At 74.1% G+C, this 17732-nt stretch carries 14 protein-coding genes and 1 riboswitch; of the genes, 11 read left to right on the top strand and 3 right to left on the bottom strand.

What is annotated here, in order from left to right:
- The first annotated feature begins 93 nt into the window (after positions 1 to 93).
- The 10 genes from H343_RS30320 to cobC all read left to right on the top strand — a co-directional run bounded on the left by H343_RS30320 (position 94) and on the right by cobC (position 12101).
- Positions 94 to 1464, top strand: coding sequence for an inorganic phosphate transporter (locus H343_RS30320; RefSeq protein ID WP_078505505.1), 1371 nt, complete (start codon positions 94 to 96; stop codon positions 1462 to 1464).
- 128 nt (positions 1465 to 1592) lie between these two features.
- Positions 1593 to 1805, top strand: a complete 213-nt coding sequence (locus tag H343_RS0112560) for a hypothetical protein (protein ID WP_028431437.1) — start codon at positions 1593 to 1595, stop codon at positions 1803 to 1805.
- A gap of 217 nt (positions 1806 to 2022) precedes the next feature.
- Positions 2023 to 2152: riboswitch (cobalamin riboswitch) on the top strand.
- A 169-nt stretch (positions 2153 to 2321) separates the two neighbouring features.
- A complete protein-coding gene (locus H343_RS0112555) occupies positions 2322 to 3302 on the top strand; it encodes a cobalamin biosynthesis protein (RefSeq protein ID WP_028431436.1) in 981 nt (326 codons plus the stop codon).
- Positions 3299 to 5116, top strand: coding sequence for a cobyric acid synthase (locus H343_RS30315; protein WP_078505503.1), 1818 nt, complete (start codon positions 3299 to 3301; stop codon positions 5114 to 5116). Before H343_RS0112555 ends, H343_RS30315 begins: the two co-directional genes overlap by 4 nt.
- Entirely contained in the window at positions 5113 to 7314 is a 2202-nt protein-coding gene (locus H343_RS30310; protein ID WP_037903473.1) for a putative cobaltochelatase, read from the top strand. The genes H343_RS30315 and H343_RS30310 overlap by 4 nt, the downstream gene beginning before the upstream one ends.
- The gene (gene cobO / locus H343_RS0112540; RefSeq protein WP_028431435.1) at positions 7314 to 7913 is read left to right on the top strand and encodes a cob(I)yrinic acid a,c-diamide adenosyltransferase; all 600 of its coding nucleotides are present in this window, start codon (positions 7314 to 7316) and stop codon (positions 7911 to 7913) included. Before H343_RS30310 ends, cobO begins: the two co-directional genes overlap by 1 nt.
- Positions 7914 to 8079: 166 nt before the next feature.
- A complete protein-coding gene (locus H343_RS0112530; protein ID WP_199778918.1) occupies positions 8080 to 9504 on the top strand; it encodes a cobyrinic acid a,c-diamide synthase CobB in 1425 nt (474 codons plus the stop codon).
- Between the two features lie 89 nt (positions 9505 to 9593).
- Positions 9594 to 10079 carry a cobalamin biosynthesis protein gene (locus tag H343_RS30305; protein ID WP_486586883.1) on the top strand — a complete coding sequence of 162 codons (486 nt, stop codon included), beginning with the start codon at positions 9594 to 9596 and terminating at the stop codon, positions 10077 to 10079.
- Complete coding sequence (locus H343_RS30300) at positions 10076 to 10993, top strand: sirohydrochlorin chelatase (RefSeq protein WP_078505501.1); 918 nt, start codon at positions 10076 to 10078, stop codon at positions 10991 to 10993. The genes H343_RS30305 and H343_RS30300 overlap by 4 nt, the downstream gene beginning before the upstream one ends.
- Positions 10977 to 12101, top strand: coding sequence for an Rv2231c family histidinol phosphate aminotransferase CobC (gene cobC, locus H343_RS0112515; protein ID WP_037903583.1), 1125 nt, complete (start codon positions 10977 to 10979; stop codon positions 12099 to 12101). The genes H343_RS30300 and cobC overlap by 17 nt, the downstream gene beginning before the upstream one ends.
- A 130-nt stretch (positions 12102 to 12231) precedes the next feature.
- Here cobC and H343_RS30295 read toward each other — a convergent pair whose 3' ends face one another.
- The 3 genes from H343_RS30295 to H343_RS0112500 all read right to left on the bottom strand — a co-directional run bounded on the left by H343_RS30295 (position 12232) and on the right by H343_RS0112500 (position 16708).
- Positions 12232 to 13560 (bottom strand): carboxyl transferase domain-containing protein, encoded by a 1329-nt coding sequence (locus H343_RS30295; protein ID WP_051265111.1) that lies wholly within the window; start codon positions 13558 to 13560, stop codon positions 12232 to 12234.
- Positions 13561 to 13711: 151 nt separating this feature from the next.
- Positions 13712 to 15151 carry an acyl-CoA synthetase gene (locus tag H343_RS0112505; protein ID WP_051265058.1) on the bottom strand — a complete coding sequence of 480 codons (1440 nt, stop codon included), beginning with the start codon at positions 15149 to 15151 and terminating at the stop codon, positions 13712 to 13714.
- Positions 15152 to 15256: 105 nt separating this feature from the next.
- A complete protein-coding gene (locus H343_RS0112500) occupies positions 15257 to 16708 on the bottom strand; it encodes an SLC13 family permease (protein WP_028431431.1) in 1452 nt (483 codons plus the stop codon).
- 235 nt (positions 16709 to 16943) lie between these two features.
- On the opposite strand from H343_RS0112500, the gene H343_RS0112495 reads away from it, so the two are divergent.
- Positions 16944 to 17687: a FadR/GntR family transcriptional regulator gene (locus tag H343_RS0112495; RefSeq protein ID WP_028431430.1), complete on the top strand. Its 744-nt coding sequence runs from the start codon at positions 16944 to 16946 to the stop codon at positions 17685 to 17687.
- Positions 17688 to 17732: the final 45 nt, after the last annotated feature.

Below are 17732 nucleotides of genomic sequence, written 5' to 3'. Positions count from 1 at the left end.
GACACGCCGAAGCCTGCCGCAGTTCACCTCCCGTTCACCCACCGTCCCTACGTTCAACGAGTCCTTGACCTTCGACTGATTGTGCCTGGGTGAATGGAACACATCACGCTTCTCATCGGGATCGTGATCGTCACGGCCTTGGTGTTCGACTTTACGAACGGCTTTCACGACACGGCCAACGCCATGGCCACCACCATCTCCACCGGGGCACTCAAGCCCAAGACCGCGGTGGCGATGTCGGCGGTCCTCAACTTGATCGGCGCGTTCCTGTCCGTGGAGGTCGCCAAGACCATCTCTTCGGGAATCATCAACGAAGGTTCCGGCATACAGCCTGAAGTGATCTTCGCCGGCCTGGTCGGTGCGATCCTGTGGAACCTGCTGACCTGGCTCGCCGGGCTCCCCTCCAGCTCCTCGCACGCTCTGATGGGCGGGCTGATGGGCGCCTCGATCGCCGCCGTCGGCTTCGGCTCGATCAACGGCGGAACCGTGGTGATGAAGGTGCTCATCCCCGCTCTCGCCGCTCCGCTCGTCGCCGGACTCGCCGCGCTCTTCGCGACGCGGCTGACGTACCGCGCCGCCCGCAACGCCGACGAGGAGCACACGGCCAAGGGCTACCGGGCAGGACAGATCACCTCCGCCGCGCTCGTCTCCCTCGCGCACGGCACCAACGACGCGCAGAAGACCATGGGCGTCATCACCCTGGCCCTGATCACCGGCGGCGTACTTGCACCCCAGGCGGACCCGCCCACCTGGGTGATCGTCTCCGCGGGCCTGGCCATCGCGCTGGGCACCTACCTCGGCGGCTGGCGGATCATCCGCACCATGGGCAGGGGCATCACCGACATCAGGCCTCCCCAGGGGTTCGCGGCACAGACCAGCGCCGCCGTCACGATCCTCGCCTCCTCCCACATCGGCTTCTCCCTCTCCACCACGCACGTGTGCTCCGGCGCCATCATGGGCTCCGGCGTCGGCCGCAAGGGCGGCGTAGTGCGCTGGTCGACGGCGGCGCGGATGGTCATGGGCTGGGGCCTGACGCTCCCGGCCGCCGGACTGATCGCCGCCGGTGCGGCCGTACTGGCCCAGCAGGGCGACTGGGGCGTCGCCACGGTCGCGGTGCTCGCGGTGGTCATCAGCGGCGGTATCTGGCTCGCCTCGCGCAGCCAGCCCGTCGACCACACGAACGTCAACGACGCGCCGCCCATCGCCGCGGACGAGCCGGCGCAGAAGGACACCGGGGTCGTGGACGCGGCGATGCAGGCACTCGCACCGCCGCCCACCGCCGCCGCGCACAATGCGGCAGTACGGGACCAGATGGACGACGCGGGGAATGCGGCCGAGCCCGTCATCCCCTCCGCTGTGCAGGAGGCCGAACCGGACGGTCCGGCGGCGGTCGCCGCTCCCGGGGAGCGCTCCGGGAGCCACACCGAGTCCGAACGGCAGTGGGCGGGCTCCAGCCTCGGCTAGCGCCCCGGGGCGGGTCCGCACGGCCCGGACGGTGCACCGACCGTGCACCGTCCGGACAGCGGCCGGACAGCGGCCGCGGAGCAGACAGACCGGAACCGACAAGACCGGACAGCAGACAGGGAAGCGCTATGGAAATCGACTGGGCAGCGCTCGGCCAGGTATTCGGCATCAGCCTCGTGGCGACGGTCGGACTGGTCGGCGTGTTCACGCTCGGCATCGTCGGCACCTCCGCCGGCCGTACGGGCGGACCGTCGGTGCTCGCCCGCACGGGCGCGTACGCCTGCTTCACGCTGTGCGCCGCGGCAGTGGCCTACGGCATCTACATCATCACCGCGGGCTGAACGCCGCCGCGGCGGCCTCCTCACCCGGCGCGCACGTGCGCCCCGAAGGGGTACGGGACACTCCCGTACCCCTTCCGTGTCGCCGAGCGCGTCACTCCCAACTGATGGGCCGCCCCTGCTCCGTGTGCCTGCTCACACTCTCCCGCCGCAGGTCAGCGGCGAGTTGACGCCCCTCCCCGTACGTGGTGGACTGCCCGTTGCCCAACGGCGGCTGGAGAGGAAGCCGGTGCGAATCCGGCGCGGTCCCGCCACTGTCACCGGGGAGCGCACTCCCACCACTGGCCACGGCCCACCCGATCGACGGGCTGGAAGGCCGGGGGGCGCTGCGATCCGGGAGCCAGGAGACTCTCGCCGCCGGTACGTCGAGCCAGGGCGAGGACCCTGAGTGAGGACTCCGCCATGCGTGGCTTCCCGGCCGCATCCCCGTCCCCGTCCCCGTACGCTCACGGGCGGGCACCCGCGCCGCCGTGTCAGGCGGGCGCACCGTGTCTCCGAGGCATGACGGCCCGCTGACGGATGCGGGCTCAGCACGCCTACTCCTACGCCTTCGGCGCCGCCCTCGGTCATCTGGGTGACCTCCTGCTGGGAGACCCGCGACGCGGACATCCCGTCGCCGCCTTCGGACGGGCCGCCGCCGCGGCGGAGCGCGCCCTGTGGCGGGACCACCGTGCGGCGGGCGCGGCGTACACCGCGCTGTGCGTGGCGGGTGCGGCCGCAGCAACGGCTGCCCTCTCCCGAGCGGTGCGGGGCGCCGGCGGCGCGGCGGCGGGCACGGCGTTCACAGGGGCGGTGACCTGGACCGTGCTGGGCGGCAGCGGACTGGGCCGCGAGGCACTGGCCGTCGGCGCGGCCCTGCACCGGGGCGATGTGGACGGCGCACGACGGCTGTTGCCGCATCTGTGCGGCCGTGACCCGCAGACGCTGGACGCGGAGGGCATCGCGCGGGCCGTCGTGGAGTCGGTCGCGGAGAACACCTCCGACGCCGTGGTCGGCGCCCTGGTGTGGGGTGCCGCAGCCGGAGCGCCCGGCGCGGCGGCCTTCCGCGCGGTGAACACCCTCGACGCGATGGTCGGTCACCGCTCCCCGCGCCACCGGCACTTCGGATGGGCGGCGGCGAGGCTGGACGACCTGGCCGGGTGGCCGGGTTCGAGGCTGACCGCGCTGCTCGCCGCTCTGGCGGGCCCGTGTCCGGGCGGAGCCCTGCGCGCCTGGCGGGCCGACGCCGGCGGGCATCCCAGTCCCAACGCCGGTCCGGTCGAGGCGTCCTTCGCGGGGGCGCTGGGTGTACGGCTGGGCGGCGTCCTCAGCTACGGGGGGCGTACGGAGCACCGGCCGGTGCTCAACTCCCCCGGGCGCACCGTGCGGTGTGCGGACATCGCGCGGGCCGTGCGCCTCTCGCGGAGAGTCGGCCTGCTCGCACAGCTGACGACCACCGCCGCCGGCGTCGCCGGACGGCTCGCTGTGGCCCGCGTGCGGGCCGGAAGGGGGAGGCGATGACCGGGGACGCGACGGACGGGCGGCGCGGCGGTACCGGCCTCGGAGGAGGGCTGCTCGTGGCGGGCACCACCTCGGACGCGGGCAAGACCGTCGTGACGGCCGGTATCTGCCGCTGGCTGGCGCGCAAAGGGCTCAAGGTCGCGCCCTTCAAGGCCCAGAACATGTCGCTGAATTCGTTCGTGACGCGGGAGGGCGCCGAGATCGGCCGCGCACAGGCGATGCAGGCGGCCGCCGCGCGCACCGAGCCGACCGCGCTGATGAACCCGGTGCTGCTCAAGCCGGGCGGCGACCGCAGCAGCCAGGTGGTGCTGATGGGCAGGGCGGTCGGTGAACTGAGCGCCCGCGGCTACCACTCGGGGCGGCAGGAGCAGCTTCTCGGCACGGTCACCGACTGCCTGACGCGGCTGCGGCGCACACACGACGCGGTGATCTGCGAAGGGGCGGGCAGCCCCGCCGAGATCAATCTGCGGCACACCGACATCGTCAACATGGGCCTGGCGCGCAGCGCGCGGCTGCCGGTGGTGGTCGTCGGCGACATCGACCGCGGAGGCGTCTTCGCTTCCCTCTTCGGCACGACTGCGCTGCTGTCCGCCGGGGACCAGTCACTCCTCGCGGGCTACGTGGTGAACAAGTTCCGTGGTGACGTGACGCTTCTGGAGCCCGGCCTGGAGATGCTCCGGGGCCTGACGGGCAGGCCCGTACTGGGCGTGCTGCCCTTCCGGCACGGCCTGGGCATCGACGAGGAGGACGGGCTGCGGGTGTCCGCGTACTCCTTCGCGGGGCACTCGGCGGGCGGCGCCGGCGAGCACCCGGCGGCGCCCCACGGCACCGACGTCCTGCGGGTCGCGGTCGTGCCCGTGCCGCTGATGTCGAACTTCACGGACGTCGACGCGCTCGCGGCCGAGCCGGGCGTCGTCGTCCGCTTCACCGACCGTCCCGAGGAGTTGGCCGACGCCGACCTGGTGGTGCTGCCGGGCACCCGCGGAACCGTGCGGGCGCTGCGGTGGCTGCGCGAGCGTGGCATCGCGGAGGCGGTGCGGCGGCGGGCGGCCGAGGAGCGGCCCGTGCTGGGTATCTGCGGCGGGTACCAGATGCTCTCGCAGCGGATCGAGGACGACGTCGAGTCGCGCGCGGGCACGGTCGAGGGGCTGGGGCTGCTGCCCGTGCGGGTCCGCTTCGCCGAGGAGAAGACCCTTGCGCGGCCGGCGGGTTCGGCGCTGGGCGAGTACGCGGAGGGCTACGAGATCCACCACGGGGTCGCCGAAGTGCTGGGCGGGGAAGCCGTCTTCACCGGTGCGGACGGAGAGGGCGTGGACGGCTGCAGGTCGGGGCCGGTGTGGGGGACGCACTGGCACGGTGCGCTGGAGAGCGACGGCTTCCGGCGGGCCTTTCTGCGCCGGGTGGCGGCCGACGCCGGACGCACCGGGTTCGTGCCGGCGCCCGGCACCGGTTTCGCCGCGCTGCGGGAGGAGCAGCTGGACCGTCTCGGAGACCTCGTCGAGGAACACGCCGACACCGACGCGCTGTTGCGGCTGATCGAGTCGGGCCCTCCCGCCGGTCTGCCGTTCGTCGCGCCCGGAGCGCCCCGAACACCCGGACCGTCCGGCCCCTCCGATCCAGCCGGCCCGTCCGATCCAGCCGGGCCGTCCGGGACGCCCGGGCCCCCCGAGCCGACCGCACAGTCCGCACCGTCCGCACGGACCGAACCGCCGGGAGCGCCCGCGACCGCCGGAGCACAGGACGCACGACCGCTGCCGGCCACCGGCCGGACGACACCGGAAGTTCCGGAAGCCGACACGTCAGGAGCAGCATGAGCACCGCACGGAGCCCCTACCCCTTCTCCGCGATCGTGGGCATGTCCGACCTGCGGCTGGCGCTGCTGCTCAACGCGGTCTCGCCCGCGGTGGGCGGTGTCCTCGTACGCGGGGAGAAGGGCACCGCCAAGTCGACGGCCGTCCGGGCGCTGGCGGCGCTGATGCCCCCCGTGGAGGTCGTGCACGGCTGCCGCTTCTCCTGCGACCCGGCCGCCCCGGACCCCGACTGCCCCGACGGGCCGCACGAGACGGGCGGCGGCCGCGTACGGCCCGCCGCCATGGTCGAACTGCCCGTCGGCGCCTCGGAGGACCGGCTGGTGGGAGCGCTCGACATCGAACGGGCGCTGGCGGAGGGCGTGAAGGCGTACCAGCCCGGTCTGCTGGCCGACGCCCACCGCGGGGTGCTGTACGTGGACGAGGTCAACCTGCTCCACGACCATCTCGTCGACCTGCTGCTCGACGCCGCCGCCATGGGCGCCTCCTACGTGGAGCGCGAGGGCGTCTCCGTCCGGCACGCGGCACGGTTCCTGCTCGTCGGCACGATGAACCCCGAAGAGGGCGAACTGCGGCCCCAGTTGCTGGACCGGTTCGGCCTGACCGTCGAGGTGACCGCCTCCCGTGAGACCGGCGAGCGGGTGGACGTGGTGCGGCGCAGGCTCGCCTACGAGGCCGACCCGGCCGGTTTCGCGGCCAGCTGGGCCGAGGAGGAGCAGACGCTGCGCGAACGCATCGCGGCGGCGCGGGAGTTGCTGCCCCGGGTGCGGCTCGGTGACGCGGCGCTGCGCCAGATCGCGGCGACGTGCGCCGCGTTCGAGGTGGACGGGATGCGCGCCGATCTGGTGATGGCGCGTACGGCCACGGCGCTGGCCGCCTGGGCGGGGCGCCGGGACGTCCAGGAGGAGGACGTACGGCAGGCGGCGCTGCTGGCACTCCCCCACCGGCGCAGGCGGAATCCGTTCGACGCGCCGGGGCTGGACGAGGACAAGCTCGACGAGGTGCTCCAGGAGCACGGAGGCTCCGACGGCGACGACACCGACCCGGACGGCCCCGGACCCGACGGGCCTCAAGAAGGACCGGAGGGACCGGAAGGGCCGGACGACGGCGGGGGCCGGCCTCCGCAGGAGGGCCCTCCGCCCGAACCGGAGACGTCACAGGACGCGGCGCAGGAGCCGGCACTGCCCGAACAGGCGCAGGGCGAGCCGCGCGAGCAGCCCTCGCCTCCACCGCCCGGCGGCCCGGCCGGAAGCGGCCAGGAGCAGACCGGAGAGGACGAGACCGGCGCACCGTCCGGGCAGAGCGGGGAGAAGTCCCCCGCGCAGGCAGCCGAGCCCTTCCGGGCCCGCGCACTGTCCGTGCCCGGGCTCGGCGAGGGCGCGGCGGGCCGCCGCTCCCGCGCCCGTACCGCGCACGGCCGCACCACCGGAGCCCGCAGGCCGCGCGGCGCGCTGGGCAGGCTGCACGTGGCGGCGACCGTTCAGGCCGCCGCACCGCACCAGCACGCCCGCGGCCGCGACGGGCGGGGTCTGCTCCTGCGCCGCGACGACCTGCGCGAGGCCGTGCGGGAGGGCAGGGAGGGCAACCTCGTCCTCTTCGCCGTGGACGCCTCCGGCTCCATGGCGGCCCGGCAGCGGATGAGCGCGGTCAAGGGTGCCGTGCTGTCGCTGCTGCTGGACGCCTACCAGCGGCGAGACAAGGTCGGCATGGTCACCTTCCGCCGCTCGGGCGCGGAGGTCGCCCTGCCGCCCACGTCATCCGTCGAGGCGGCTGCCTCCCGTCTGGAGTCGCTGCCCACCGGCGGGCGTACACCGCTGGCGGCCGGGCTGCTCAGAGCGCGCGAAGTGCTCAGGGTGGAGCGCATGCGGGACCCCGCACGCCGGCCGCTGCTGGTCGTGGTGACCGACGGGCGCGCGACCGGCGGATCCGGCTCCACACAGGACGCTCGGCGTGCGGCACGGCTGCTGGCGGCCGAGGGAACCGCCTCGGTGGTGCTCGACTGCGAGGCCGGGCCGGTACGGCTGGGACTCGCCGCGGAGCTGGCACGGGAGCTGGGCGGCACCGCCGTGACGCTGGAGGAACTGCGCGCGGACGCTGTCACCGACCTCGTCCGGCACGCCACGGGGACGGCGCCGGCGGGCGGGCCACCGTCGTCCGCGCCCACAGGATCATCTGCGAACGCACGTACAGGGAGGGCCGCGTAATGCCGAAGGGACAGCCGAGCACCGTGCCCGGGGACGGGCTGACGACACGCCAGCGCCGCAACCGTCCGCTGGTGGCGGTGCACACGGGAGTGGGCAAGGGCAAATCGACGGCGGCCTTCGGGCTCGCGCTGCGGGCGTGGAACCAGGGCTGGCCGGTCGGGGTGTTCCAGTTCGTGAAGTCGGCGAAGTGGAAGGTCGGCGAGGAGCGGGCCCTGCGCGTGCTGGGCGCGAGCGGTGAGGGCGGCTCGGTGGCCTGGCACAAGATGGGCGAGGGCTGGTCGTGGATCCAGCGCGACGGCGAGCTGGGCAGCGAGGAGGCGGCGCGCGAGGGCTGGGAGCAGGTCAAGCGGGACCTGGCGGCCGAGACGTACCGGCTGTACGTGCTGGACGAGTTCGCGTATCCGATGCACTGGGGATGGGTGGACGCTCGCGAGGTGGTCGAGGTGCTGCGCACGAGGCCCGGCACGCAGCACGTGGTCATCACCGGCCGCAACGCGCCGCAGGAGCTGATCGACGCCGCCGACCTCGTCACCGACATGTCCAAGGTCAAACACCCGATGGACGCGGGGCAGAAGGGGCAGCGGGGCATCGAGTGGTGAGGACGGCGGGCGCGAGGAGCACGAAGCGCGTGGACGGCACTGCGGTCGCGCACGGCGCTGCGGGTGCCGACGGCACGGCGGGTACCGGCGGCCACGGCACGGCGGGTACCGGCGGCCCGGCGGACGCGGCGGCTCCGGACCCTAACGCACCGGGCAGGGCGGCCACATGAGCGGTCTGGACGTCCCCCGTCTCGTCCTCGCCGCGCCCTCCTCCGGCAGTGGCAAGACGACCGTCGCCACCGGCCTGATGGCGGCCTTCGCCGAGGCGGGGCTGCGTGTCTCCCCGCACAAGGTCGGGCCCGACTACATCGACCCGGGCTACCACGCCCTGGCCACCGGACGGCACGGACGCAACCTAGACGCCTACCTGTGCGGTCCGCAGCGGATCGCACCGCTCTTCGCACACGGCTCGGCGGGTGCCGAACTGGCCGTCGTCGAGGGCGTGATGGGCCTGTTCGACGGTGCAGGAGGCGCCGGCGAACTGGCGTCGACCGCGCACGTGGCGAAGCTTCTGCGCGCCCCTGTCGTGCTGGTGGTCGACGCCTCCTCGCAGTCCCGTTCGGTCGCGGCGCTCGTGCACGGCTTCGCGTCCTGGGACCCGGAGGTACGGGTCGCCGGCGTGCTGCTCAACAAGGTCGCCTCGGACCGCCACGAGGAGCTGCTCCGCGACGCGATGGGCGCCTCGGGGGTGCCGGTGCTCGGTGTGCTCCGGCGCATGCCCGCACTGGGAACGCCCTCCAGGCACCTCGGGCTGGTGCCCGTCGCCGAACGCCGCGCCGAGGCCGTCGAGTCCGTCGCCCGTGCGGCCGCGCAGGTCCGGCAGGGCTGCGACCTGGACGCGCTGCTCGCCCTGGCGCGCAGCGCCCCGCCGCTGCCGGTCGTGCCCTGGGACGCCGAGGCGGAGATGCGGGAGACCGCGGCGGCGCCCCCTCCCGCCTCCCGGTCCTCCGCGGCCGCTCCCGTGGTGGCCGTCGCGGGGGGCGCGGCGTTCACCTTCTCCTACGCGGAGCAGGAGGAACTTCTGAGGGCCGCCGGCGCCCGGGTGCGCCTCTTCGACCCGCTGCACGACGAGAAGCTGCCGGAGGGCACGCAGGGTGTCGTCGTGGGCGGCGGCTTCCCCGAGGTGTACGCGCCGGAGCTGTCCGAGAACGCCGCGCTGCGCGAGGACGTCACGCAACTCGCCGCCGACGGCGGGCCCGTGGCCGCGGAGTGTGCCGGACTGCTCTATCTCGCACGGGAGCTGGACGGACAGAAGATGTGCGGCGTGCTGGACGCCTCGGCACGCATGACCGAACGGCTGACCCTCGGCTACCGCGAGGCCGTCGCTGTGGGCGAGAGCTGTCTGGCGGCGGCCGGTACCCGGGTGCACGGCCACGAGTTCCACCGCACCGCCGTCACACCCGGGGCGGGGGCCGAGCCCGCCTGGGGACTCGTGCGGCCCGAGCGGCGCGGGGAAGGCTTCGTGGCCGGAGTGCGGGGCAGCGTCCATGCCTCGTACCTGCACGTGCACTGGGCGGCCGTTCCGCAGCTGGCGCGCAGGTTCGTGGACTCGTGCGCCGCGCGGGAGACCCGTACGGGGCCGGCAACGTGACGGGCAGCGCGCCGCCGCCGGGACCGCCGGGGCCTCTCCGTCCGGACGCCGCCTTCCCCGCGTCCGGACTCGCCCCGCCGGTCCGGGCGTTGACGGTCGGACTCGGTGCGGGCCGCGGCGTGGACGCGCGGGAGGTGCTGGTCCTGGTCCGGCGGGTGCTCGACGAAGCGGGTCATTCGGTGTGCGAGGTCGCGCAGTTGGCGACGGTGGACGCCAAGGCCGCCGAACCGGGCCTCCTTCGCGTGGCCGACCTGCTGGAGGTGCCGCTGCGCACGTTTCCGGCCGAGGTGCTGTGCGGCGTCGAAGTGCCCACGCCCTCGGAGGGAGTGCGTGCGACCGTGGCCACGCCGTCCGTGGCGGAGGCCGCCGCGCTGGCCGCCTCCGGGACCGGTGCACGGCTGCTCGTACGCAAGACCGCGTCGGTGCCGGCCGGCGTGCGGGCCGCCGCGAGGGCCACCGCGGCCGTGGCGCTGAGCAGTCGGCGCCTTCGGGGGGAGGCCGCAGGTGAGGTGCGGCGCGGCGGAGGGCACGATGGACGTCATCACGCACGGACGGACATCAAGGAGAACCAGTGACGACCCCGCCCGCCCTCCTCCTCGTCGGCGACGGCACCCGTGACGACGACAGTGCCGAAGCCTTCCGTTCCTTCGTCGGCGAACTGGCCGGACGCGACCCGGGGTTCCCCGTCGCGGGCGGCTTCCCCGGTCATGCGCGGCCCGCGCTGAGCGACACCGTGGCCGCTCTCGTGGCCGAGGGGACGACGCGGTTCACGGCCGTCCCGCTGACGCTGGTGCCCGGCGGTCACGCCGAAGACGGCGTACGGGCGGCGCTGGCGGCCGAGGAGGAGCGGCATCCGGACGCCTCCTTCGTCACCGGCGCCGCCGTGGGACCGCATCCCGCGCTGCTGTCCGTACTGGAGCGCCGCCTGGAGGAGGCGCTGAGCGGCGACGCCGGGACTGCCGGTGCCGCCGTGACTGCCGAGGGGACCGCGTCCGGTGAACCCGCCGCCTCCACCGCCTCCGCCGCGCAGGAGGCGCGTACGCCGCGCACCCCCCTTGACCGCTTCCGCACGACCGTGCTGCTCGTCGGACGCGGCTCGACCGACCCGTACGCCAACGCCGAAGTGCACCGGGCGGCACGGCTGCTGTGGGAAGGCCGCGGCTACGCGGGCGTGGAACCCGCGTTCGTCTCGCTGGCCGCCCCGGACGTGGCCTCGGGGCTGGACCGGTGCCGCAGGCTGGGCGCGACGACAGTGGTGGTCCTGCCCTACTTCCTCTTCGACGGTGCCCTCTCGGCGCGCGTACGCCAGCAGTCGTCGGGCTGGGCAGCGGCGAACCGCGAGGTGGAGGTGCGCAACGCGGACGTCCTCGGCGTGACGGAGGAGCTGGCGGAGGCCGTCCTGGAACGCTACCGGGCGGCCGTCGGGGGCGGGGCGTTCCGCGCGCCGGGCTCCCGGCCTCACGGAGCGGATCATGCCTCAACACACTGAGAGCACACCGGACGACTCCGGTCTGCGGCACCACGGGGACGCCGAAGTGCGTGACGCCGGACCGGAGTTGACCGACCTCGCCGTCAACGTCCGTACGGGTACTCCCCCGCCGTGGCTCACAGCGCGCCTGGCCGCCTCGCTCGGCACCCTCGCCGCCTACCCGGACGGAAGGGCCGCGCGCCGCGCGGTGGCGGCCCGGCACGGTCTCGACGAGGACCGCGTGCTGCTCACGGCGGGCGCCGCGGAGGCGTTCGTGCTGCTCGCCCGCGCACTGCCGGCACGTCAACCGGTCGTGGTGCACCCGCAGTTCACCGAACCGGAGGCCGCGCTGGCGGACGCGGGACACACCGTGGGTCGGGTGCTGCTGAGCCCCGCCGACGGCTTCCGCCTCGATCCGGCGGCGGTACCCGACAGCGCCGATCTGGTCGTCGTCGGAAACCCCACGAACCCGACGTCCGTCCTGCACCCCGCCCGTACGCTCGCCGCGCTCGCCCGCGAGGGCCGGACCCTCGTCGTGGACGAGGCGTTCATCGACGCGGTGCCGGGCGAGAGGGAGTCGCTGGCGCCGCTCCTGGCGGCAGAGCCGTTCCTGACGGAGCCGCCGGCGGGAACGGCCGGGACCGCACTCCCCGGCCGCCTCGTGGTGCTGCGCAGCCTCACCAAGACCTGGGGGCTCGCCGGGCTGCGTGTGGGCTACGTGCTGGCCGATCCGGACACGGTCGCGGGCCTCGCCCGTCACCAGCCGCTGTGGCCCGTCTCGACGCCCGCTCTGACGGCCGCCGAAGCCTGCTGCGAGCCGGAGGCGCTGGCCGAGGCCGGACTGGCCGCGCGCCGGGGCGTCGCCGACCGCGCCCATCTGGTCTCCCGGCTGGGCGAGTTCGCCTCGGCGGGCCTGCGTGTGCAGGGCCGTCCGGAGGGACCGTTCGTACTGGTGCGGCACCCGGAGGCCGCCTCGCTGCGTGAGGAGTTGCGCACGCTGGGGTTCGCGGTGCGCCGTGGCGACACCTTCCCCGGGCTGGACCGCGAATGGCTGCGGATCGCCGTACGGGACAGGGAGACCAGCGACCAACTGGCCGCGGCTCTCGCCAAAGTGCTCGGCATCGCCTGACAACGGCGGGCGGAGCCGGGCCTGTTGCCTCCGCTCCGGGCGTCTGAGGGCCGGCCGGCTCCGTCCGCTCCGTCCCGCCCGCGCGGGGCCGGTGACGGACGCCGGATGTTTCCGCCCCCGGACCCGGCGGTCACCGCGCGGCGCCTTCGCTGCCCGACCGCGGCGGATGCGCGTCCACGACCGCCCGGGCGATGCCCAGCCGCACCACGTCCTGCGGCCGCAGCCACAACTCCTCCGCGGTGGCGGCGGCTTCCTCCGGTGGGCGTTTGAGGATCGCCGCGGCGAGTTCGGGGGCGATCACGGAGAAGTAGCTGTCGGGCGTGACCCACAGCCTGCCGGGAGCGGCCAGGGCCAGCGCCCCGCCCGATCCGCCCTCGCCGATGAGCAGAGAGGTCACGGGCACCTCCGCCTCGGCGACCGCGGCGAAGACTTCCGCGATGGCCGGGCCCGCGCCCGCGCTCTCCGCCTCGGCGTCGTTCGCCGCTCCGGGTGTGTCGATGAGCGTCAGGACGGGAATGCCGAGCCGGCCGGCGGTGCGGATCAGCCGCGCGGCCGTGCGGAATCCCGCGGGGCGCGTGGCCGTGCCGGTCTGGGCCGCATAGGCGACGGTACGGCCCCCGGCATGCCCGAAGCCGCAGAGCATCCCCTCGTCCACGCCGCCGCACCGGTCGCCGCGCAGCTCCTCACGCCAGTCGAAGTAGTCGTCCAAGTAGGCGGTGGCGCGCGGCCGTCGGGACGACCGGGCGCGCGCCACCGCCTCCTGCCCGCCGGAGGGGACGGAGGCGGCGGGTCCGGCGGACAGGGCCCGGGGAGGGCCGGGCGGGCGGTGCGAGCGTCCGGCCAGCAGGGCGACCCACCGCTGAAGTGCCTCGCCCAGGTCCTCCCCGGAGACGATCTGGTCGATGTGCCCGGCCGCGTACTGCCCCTCCGCCGTGTAGGCCGCCGGCTCGGCACCCTCGGGACGCACCCGGGAGCCCGCGAAGGCGACCTGCGCGCCCGGCAGTGCCAGCACCACGTCCGCCCCTGCGCCGAGGGTGGCCCAGCCGCCGCCGGTAGAGGGGTCGCGGAGCACCGCGAGCTGCGGAACACCGGCACGCCGCGCCAGTGCCGACTCCCGTGCCACCCGCTGCAGTTGGGTCAGTGCGATCATGCCTTCCTGCATGCGGCTGCCGCCGGTGGCGATCAGTGACACCAGCGGCAGCCGGTGCGTACGGGCGTGCGCGTGCGCCGCTGCGAGGAGTTCGCCCGTGCGGACGCCGAGCGAGCCGCCGAGATACCCGAACTCGAAGGAGACCAGGACCACTTCGGCCCCGCCGATGCGGGCCGTGCCGCACACGGCCGACTCGCTCTCTCCCGTGGCGGTCCGCGCCCGTTCGCGGGCGGCGCCGTAGCCCCGCCAGTTGATCGGCCCGTCCGGCGGGTCGCAGGGAGACGTTCCGGTGACGTCCGTGACATCCATGCCCCCGGTGACGTCCGCGCCCTTCGCCCCGTGTCCTTCCGTGCCCGGCGAAGCGCCGTACTCCCGTGCGGAAGGCGCCAGTTCGGCGAAGCCGCTGGAGACGGCGCGGATGATCCCGCGCGCGGAGAGCCGTCCGCCGGCAGGGGCACGGTCACTCATGGAGCGCCCTCTTCAGCAGCTTGCCCATGTCATTGCGGGGCAGGGATTCACGGAAGCGGACAGCGCGTGGGCGCTTGTGCGGGGCGAGTTGAGCGGCCACATGGTCGGCGAGTTCCTTCTCCCCGGGGCGCCGGCCGGTGCCGGGAACGATCCAGGCGACGACGCGTTCGCCGAGGTCGTCGTCGGGCTCGCCCGTCACCGCGGCCTCCACGACTCCGGGGTGCTCCAGCAGCGCGTTCTCGATCTCCCCCGCGCCGATCTTGTAGCCCCCGCTCTTGATGAGGTCGGTCGCCTTCCGCCCGACGATCCGCAGGCAGCCGTCGTCCTCGCGGACGGCCATGTCACCGGTGCGGAACCAGCCGCCGTCGAACGCCTCGGCCGTGGCGTCGGGCCTGTTGAGGTACTCCGTGAACAGGTTGCGTCCCCGCACCTGGATCTCGCCGACGCTCTCGCCGTCGCGGACGCCGAGAGCCGTCCCGTCCTCGTCGACGAGCCGCACCTCGACACCCGGCAGGGGAACGCCCACGGTGCCGGGGCGGGGCTCGCCGTCCGTGCGGACGCTGGTGTTCATCAGCGTCTCGGTCATGCCGTACCGCTCGATGACCCGCCGGCCGGTCCCGGCTGCGATCCGCTCGTGGTCGTGCACAGGCAGCGCGGCCGAACCGGACACGAGCAGGCGGGCGTTGGAGAGGGACCGGGCCAGTCGCGCATCGTCACCGACCTCCTCGGCGATCCGGTGGTACATCGTCGGTACCCCGAAGAGCATCGTTCCCCCCGCGTCGAGCGCCTCCCTGACCCCGTCGGTGGAGAAGCGCCCGAGGTGGTGCACGGTTCCGGCGCGGCGCAGCGGGCCGAGGACGCCCAGGATCAGCCCGTGCACATGGAAGAGCGGAAGCCCGTGCACGAGCACGTCCTCGGCGCTCCACTGCCAGGCGTCCCGCAGCGCGTCGAGGGTGCAGGTGACGGCCCGGCGCGGGAGGACGGCCCCCTTGGGCGGGCCCGTGGTCCCCGAGGTGTAGACGATCAGCGCGGGTGCTTCCTCGTCCACGTCGTCGGGCGGCGTGGGGACGGTCTCCGGCGGCGCGGTGACGATGTCCGTACGGGGCAGCGCGCCGAGCACCCCGGGCAGGGGGACGCCGGGTTCCGCGAGGACGAGGGCGGGCTCGCTGTCACCGACGATGTGCGCCAGTTCGCGCTCGCCCACCTTCGGGTTGAGCGGCACGGCGGGTGCACCCGCCAGCAGCGCGGCGACGACCGCCACGCTCGTCTCCATGGTGGGGGTGGCCCACACGGCGACGCGCTGCCCGGGGGTGAGCCGCCGGGCCAGCGCTCCGGCCGTCGCGGCGAGTTCCGCGTAGGTCAGTGCCGCGTCGCCGAAGCGCAGCGCGGTCTTGGCGGGCGGGTTGTGCAGCGCGGGGATGATGGCGGACACGGGGTCTCCCTCGCAGTCGTGCCGGTGGGCGTGGGCGGTACGGGCGTGGGCGGTACGGGTGTGCGCGGCCTCCGGGCGGCGGCCGTCGGGGACGGCGGCCGCGGATCACCCGAAGCCGGGTACGACGACGGCCAGCCAGATCAGTGCGGGGACCAGCGCCGTCACGGCACCGCCGTAGACCATGAGCTGGCGGAAGAAGCGGTCCCTGTCGACCTCCTCGGCGCTGGCCAGGACGAGTGCGCCGTTGGTGGAGAACGGGCTGACGTCGACGACGGTGGAGGAGACCGAGAGGGCGGCGACCATGCCGACGACGCCGATCTCGCCCTTCTCCAGGAAGGGGACGACGAGCGGGATGAGGGCGCCGATGATGCCGACGGAGGAGGCGAAGGCGGAGACGAATCCGCCGATGTAGCAGAAGAGCAGCGCGGCGAGCAGCGGGACGCCGATGGCGGCGACGCCTTCGCCGGCCCATTCGATCGTGCCCATCTCGTCCAGGACGTTGACGTAGGTGAGCATGCCGCACACCAGAAGGACCGTCGGCCAGGTGATGCCGTTCACGGCCGCCTTGCTGTCCTGCGGCCAGATGACGGCGAGGACGACGGCGAGGGCGATGGCGGTCAGGCCCGCGTCGAGGTCGAACCCGAGCACGGCGGTGACGAGGAGGAGCAGGCCGACGAGTGTCGCGGTGCGGGCCGGGGTGAGGCGCTCGGTCCCCGCGGGCAGCGCCGCCTCCCGCGGACCGTCCCCCGGCTTCCGTGTGCCGGCGGGGGAGCCGGTGGCTGTCGCGGTGGCCGCACCGGGGCCGGTGCTGGTTCCGCTGCCGCTGCCGCTTCCGGTTGCCGCTGCCGCTGCCGCTCCGGTCACCGTGCCGGAACCCGTGCCGGCGCCCGTCCCCGCGGCTTCGCCGCCGGCGGAGTCCACCCCGCCGGCGGTGGCTGTGTCCACGCCGGCACCTCGCAGCCTCATACCGCCGCAGGCGACGAAGATGACCACCGCGATGACGAGGTTCACGACCAGGCTCGCGCCGAACAGTGCGAGTTCGTTGCCCGGCAGCCCCTCCCTGGCCACGATGCTGTTGACCGTCGAACCGTAGATGCTGATGGGAGAGAAGCCGCCGGCCTGCGCACCGTGCACCACGAGCGCGCCCATGAGCAGAGGATGGATGCGGTACTTGGCCGCGAAGCCCATCGCGATCGGCGCGATGATGGCGACCGCCGCGGGAGAGACGGCGCCGATGGCCGTCAGCAGGCCGGTGACCGCGAACATCACCCACGGGATGAGCACCACCCGCCCCCGCACCATGCGGATGCCCGCGTGCACGAGCCAGTCCGTGGTGCCGTTGGCGCGGGCGATGGCGAAGAAGTAGGTGACGCCGACCAGCACCACGAAGAGGTCGCCGGGGAATCCGGCGAAGACCTTGTCGGCGTCGAAACCGGCGGCCAGCGTTCCCACCCCGAAGGCGGCCGCGAAGGCGAGCGCGCCGATGTTGACCGAGCGTGTGGTGGCGATGACGAAGATCACCGCCAGCACCAGGATCGATATGAGTTCGGCGGACATGGGGCTCCCGTCCTTCGGCTCCCAGGGGGCGGATGGGCCGGATCGCGGCTCGCGGACCGGCATGGTCACCAAATGGTCAAATGGCCAAGTGGCTGAACCACGTTGTGCCCACGGGTTTTGCGGTGTCAATGCCTCGGACGCAATTGGTTCATCCACTTGACCACCAAACCAGTGAGCCTTTGAGCCACGGTGTTAGGCTCCCGGCCACGGGGCATCGGCGATCAAGGGGGCCCGCATGACGGACGACTCGCTGCGACCCATGACACGGCCCCGCCTCTACGAACAGGTGCTTGACCGCCTGCGCGCCTATGCCGTCGAGCACGAACTCAGGGCGGGCGACCGGCTGCCCCCGGAGCGCGAACTGGCCCAGCGGCTCGGCGTCAGCCGGGCCTCGGTGAAGCAGGCCGTGGTCGTCCTCGAGGTCCAGGGACTCGTCGAGACGCGGCACGGCGGCGGCACGTACCTCGTGCGCGACACCCTCGACGCCGAACCCGTCGACCGGCTCGTCGAACGGCAGCGGCGCCTCCCCGACGTGCTGGAGGCCCGCGAGGCGATGGAGACGAAGCTCGCCGAACTCGCCGCGGAACGCCGCACGGAGGAGGACCTGGCCGCGATGCGCGCCGCCCTCGGCGAGATGGAGTCCGACATCGTGGCAGGCGGGCACGGAGCCGAGGGGGACCGCCGCTTCCACGCGGCCGTCACGGCGGCCGGACACAGCACGCTGCTCGCGCAGTTCATGCGCTCGATCTCCGATGCCGTCGCCGAGAGCCGCAACGAGTCGCTGCGTCAGCCCGGCCGGCCCACGCGCTCACTCGACCAGCACATGCGCATCCTGGACGCCGTCCAGGCCGGCGACCCCGACGCCGCCGCGGCAGCCATGCGCAGCCACGTGCGCACGGTCGCCAAGGTCCGGCTGCTGGAGTGGAACCCGGACGAGAAGGAGGACCGTCCCGGCGAGGACGGCAAGCCGGGAAGCTGACGGACGGAGGACTCGCGGGGAAGGTGAACGCCCGGGAGCCGGTCC

The organism is Streptomyces sp. TAA204, assembly GCF_000424965.1.
This window is presented reverse-complemented; position numbering and strand designations above follow the sequence as displayed.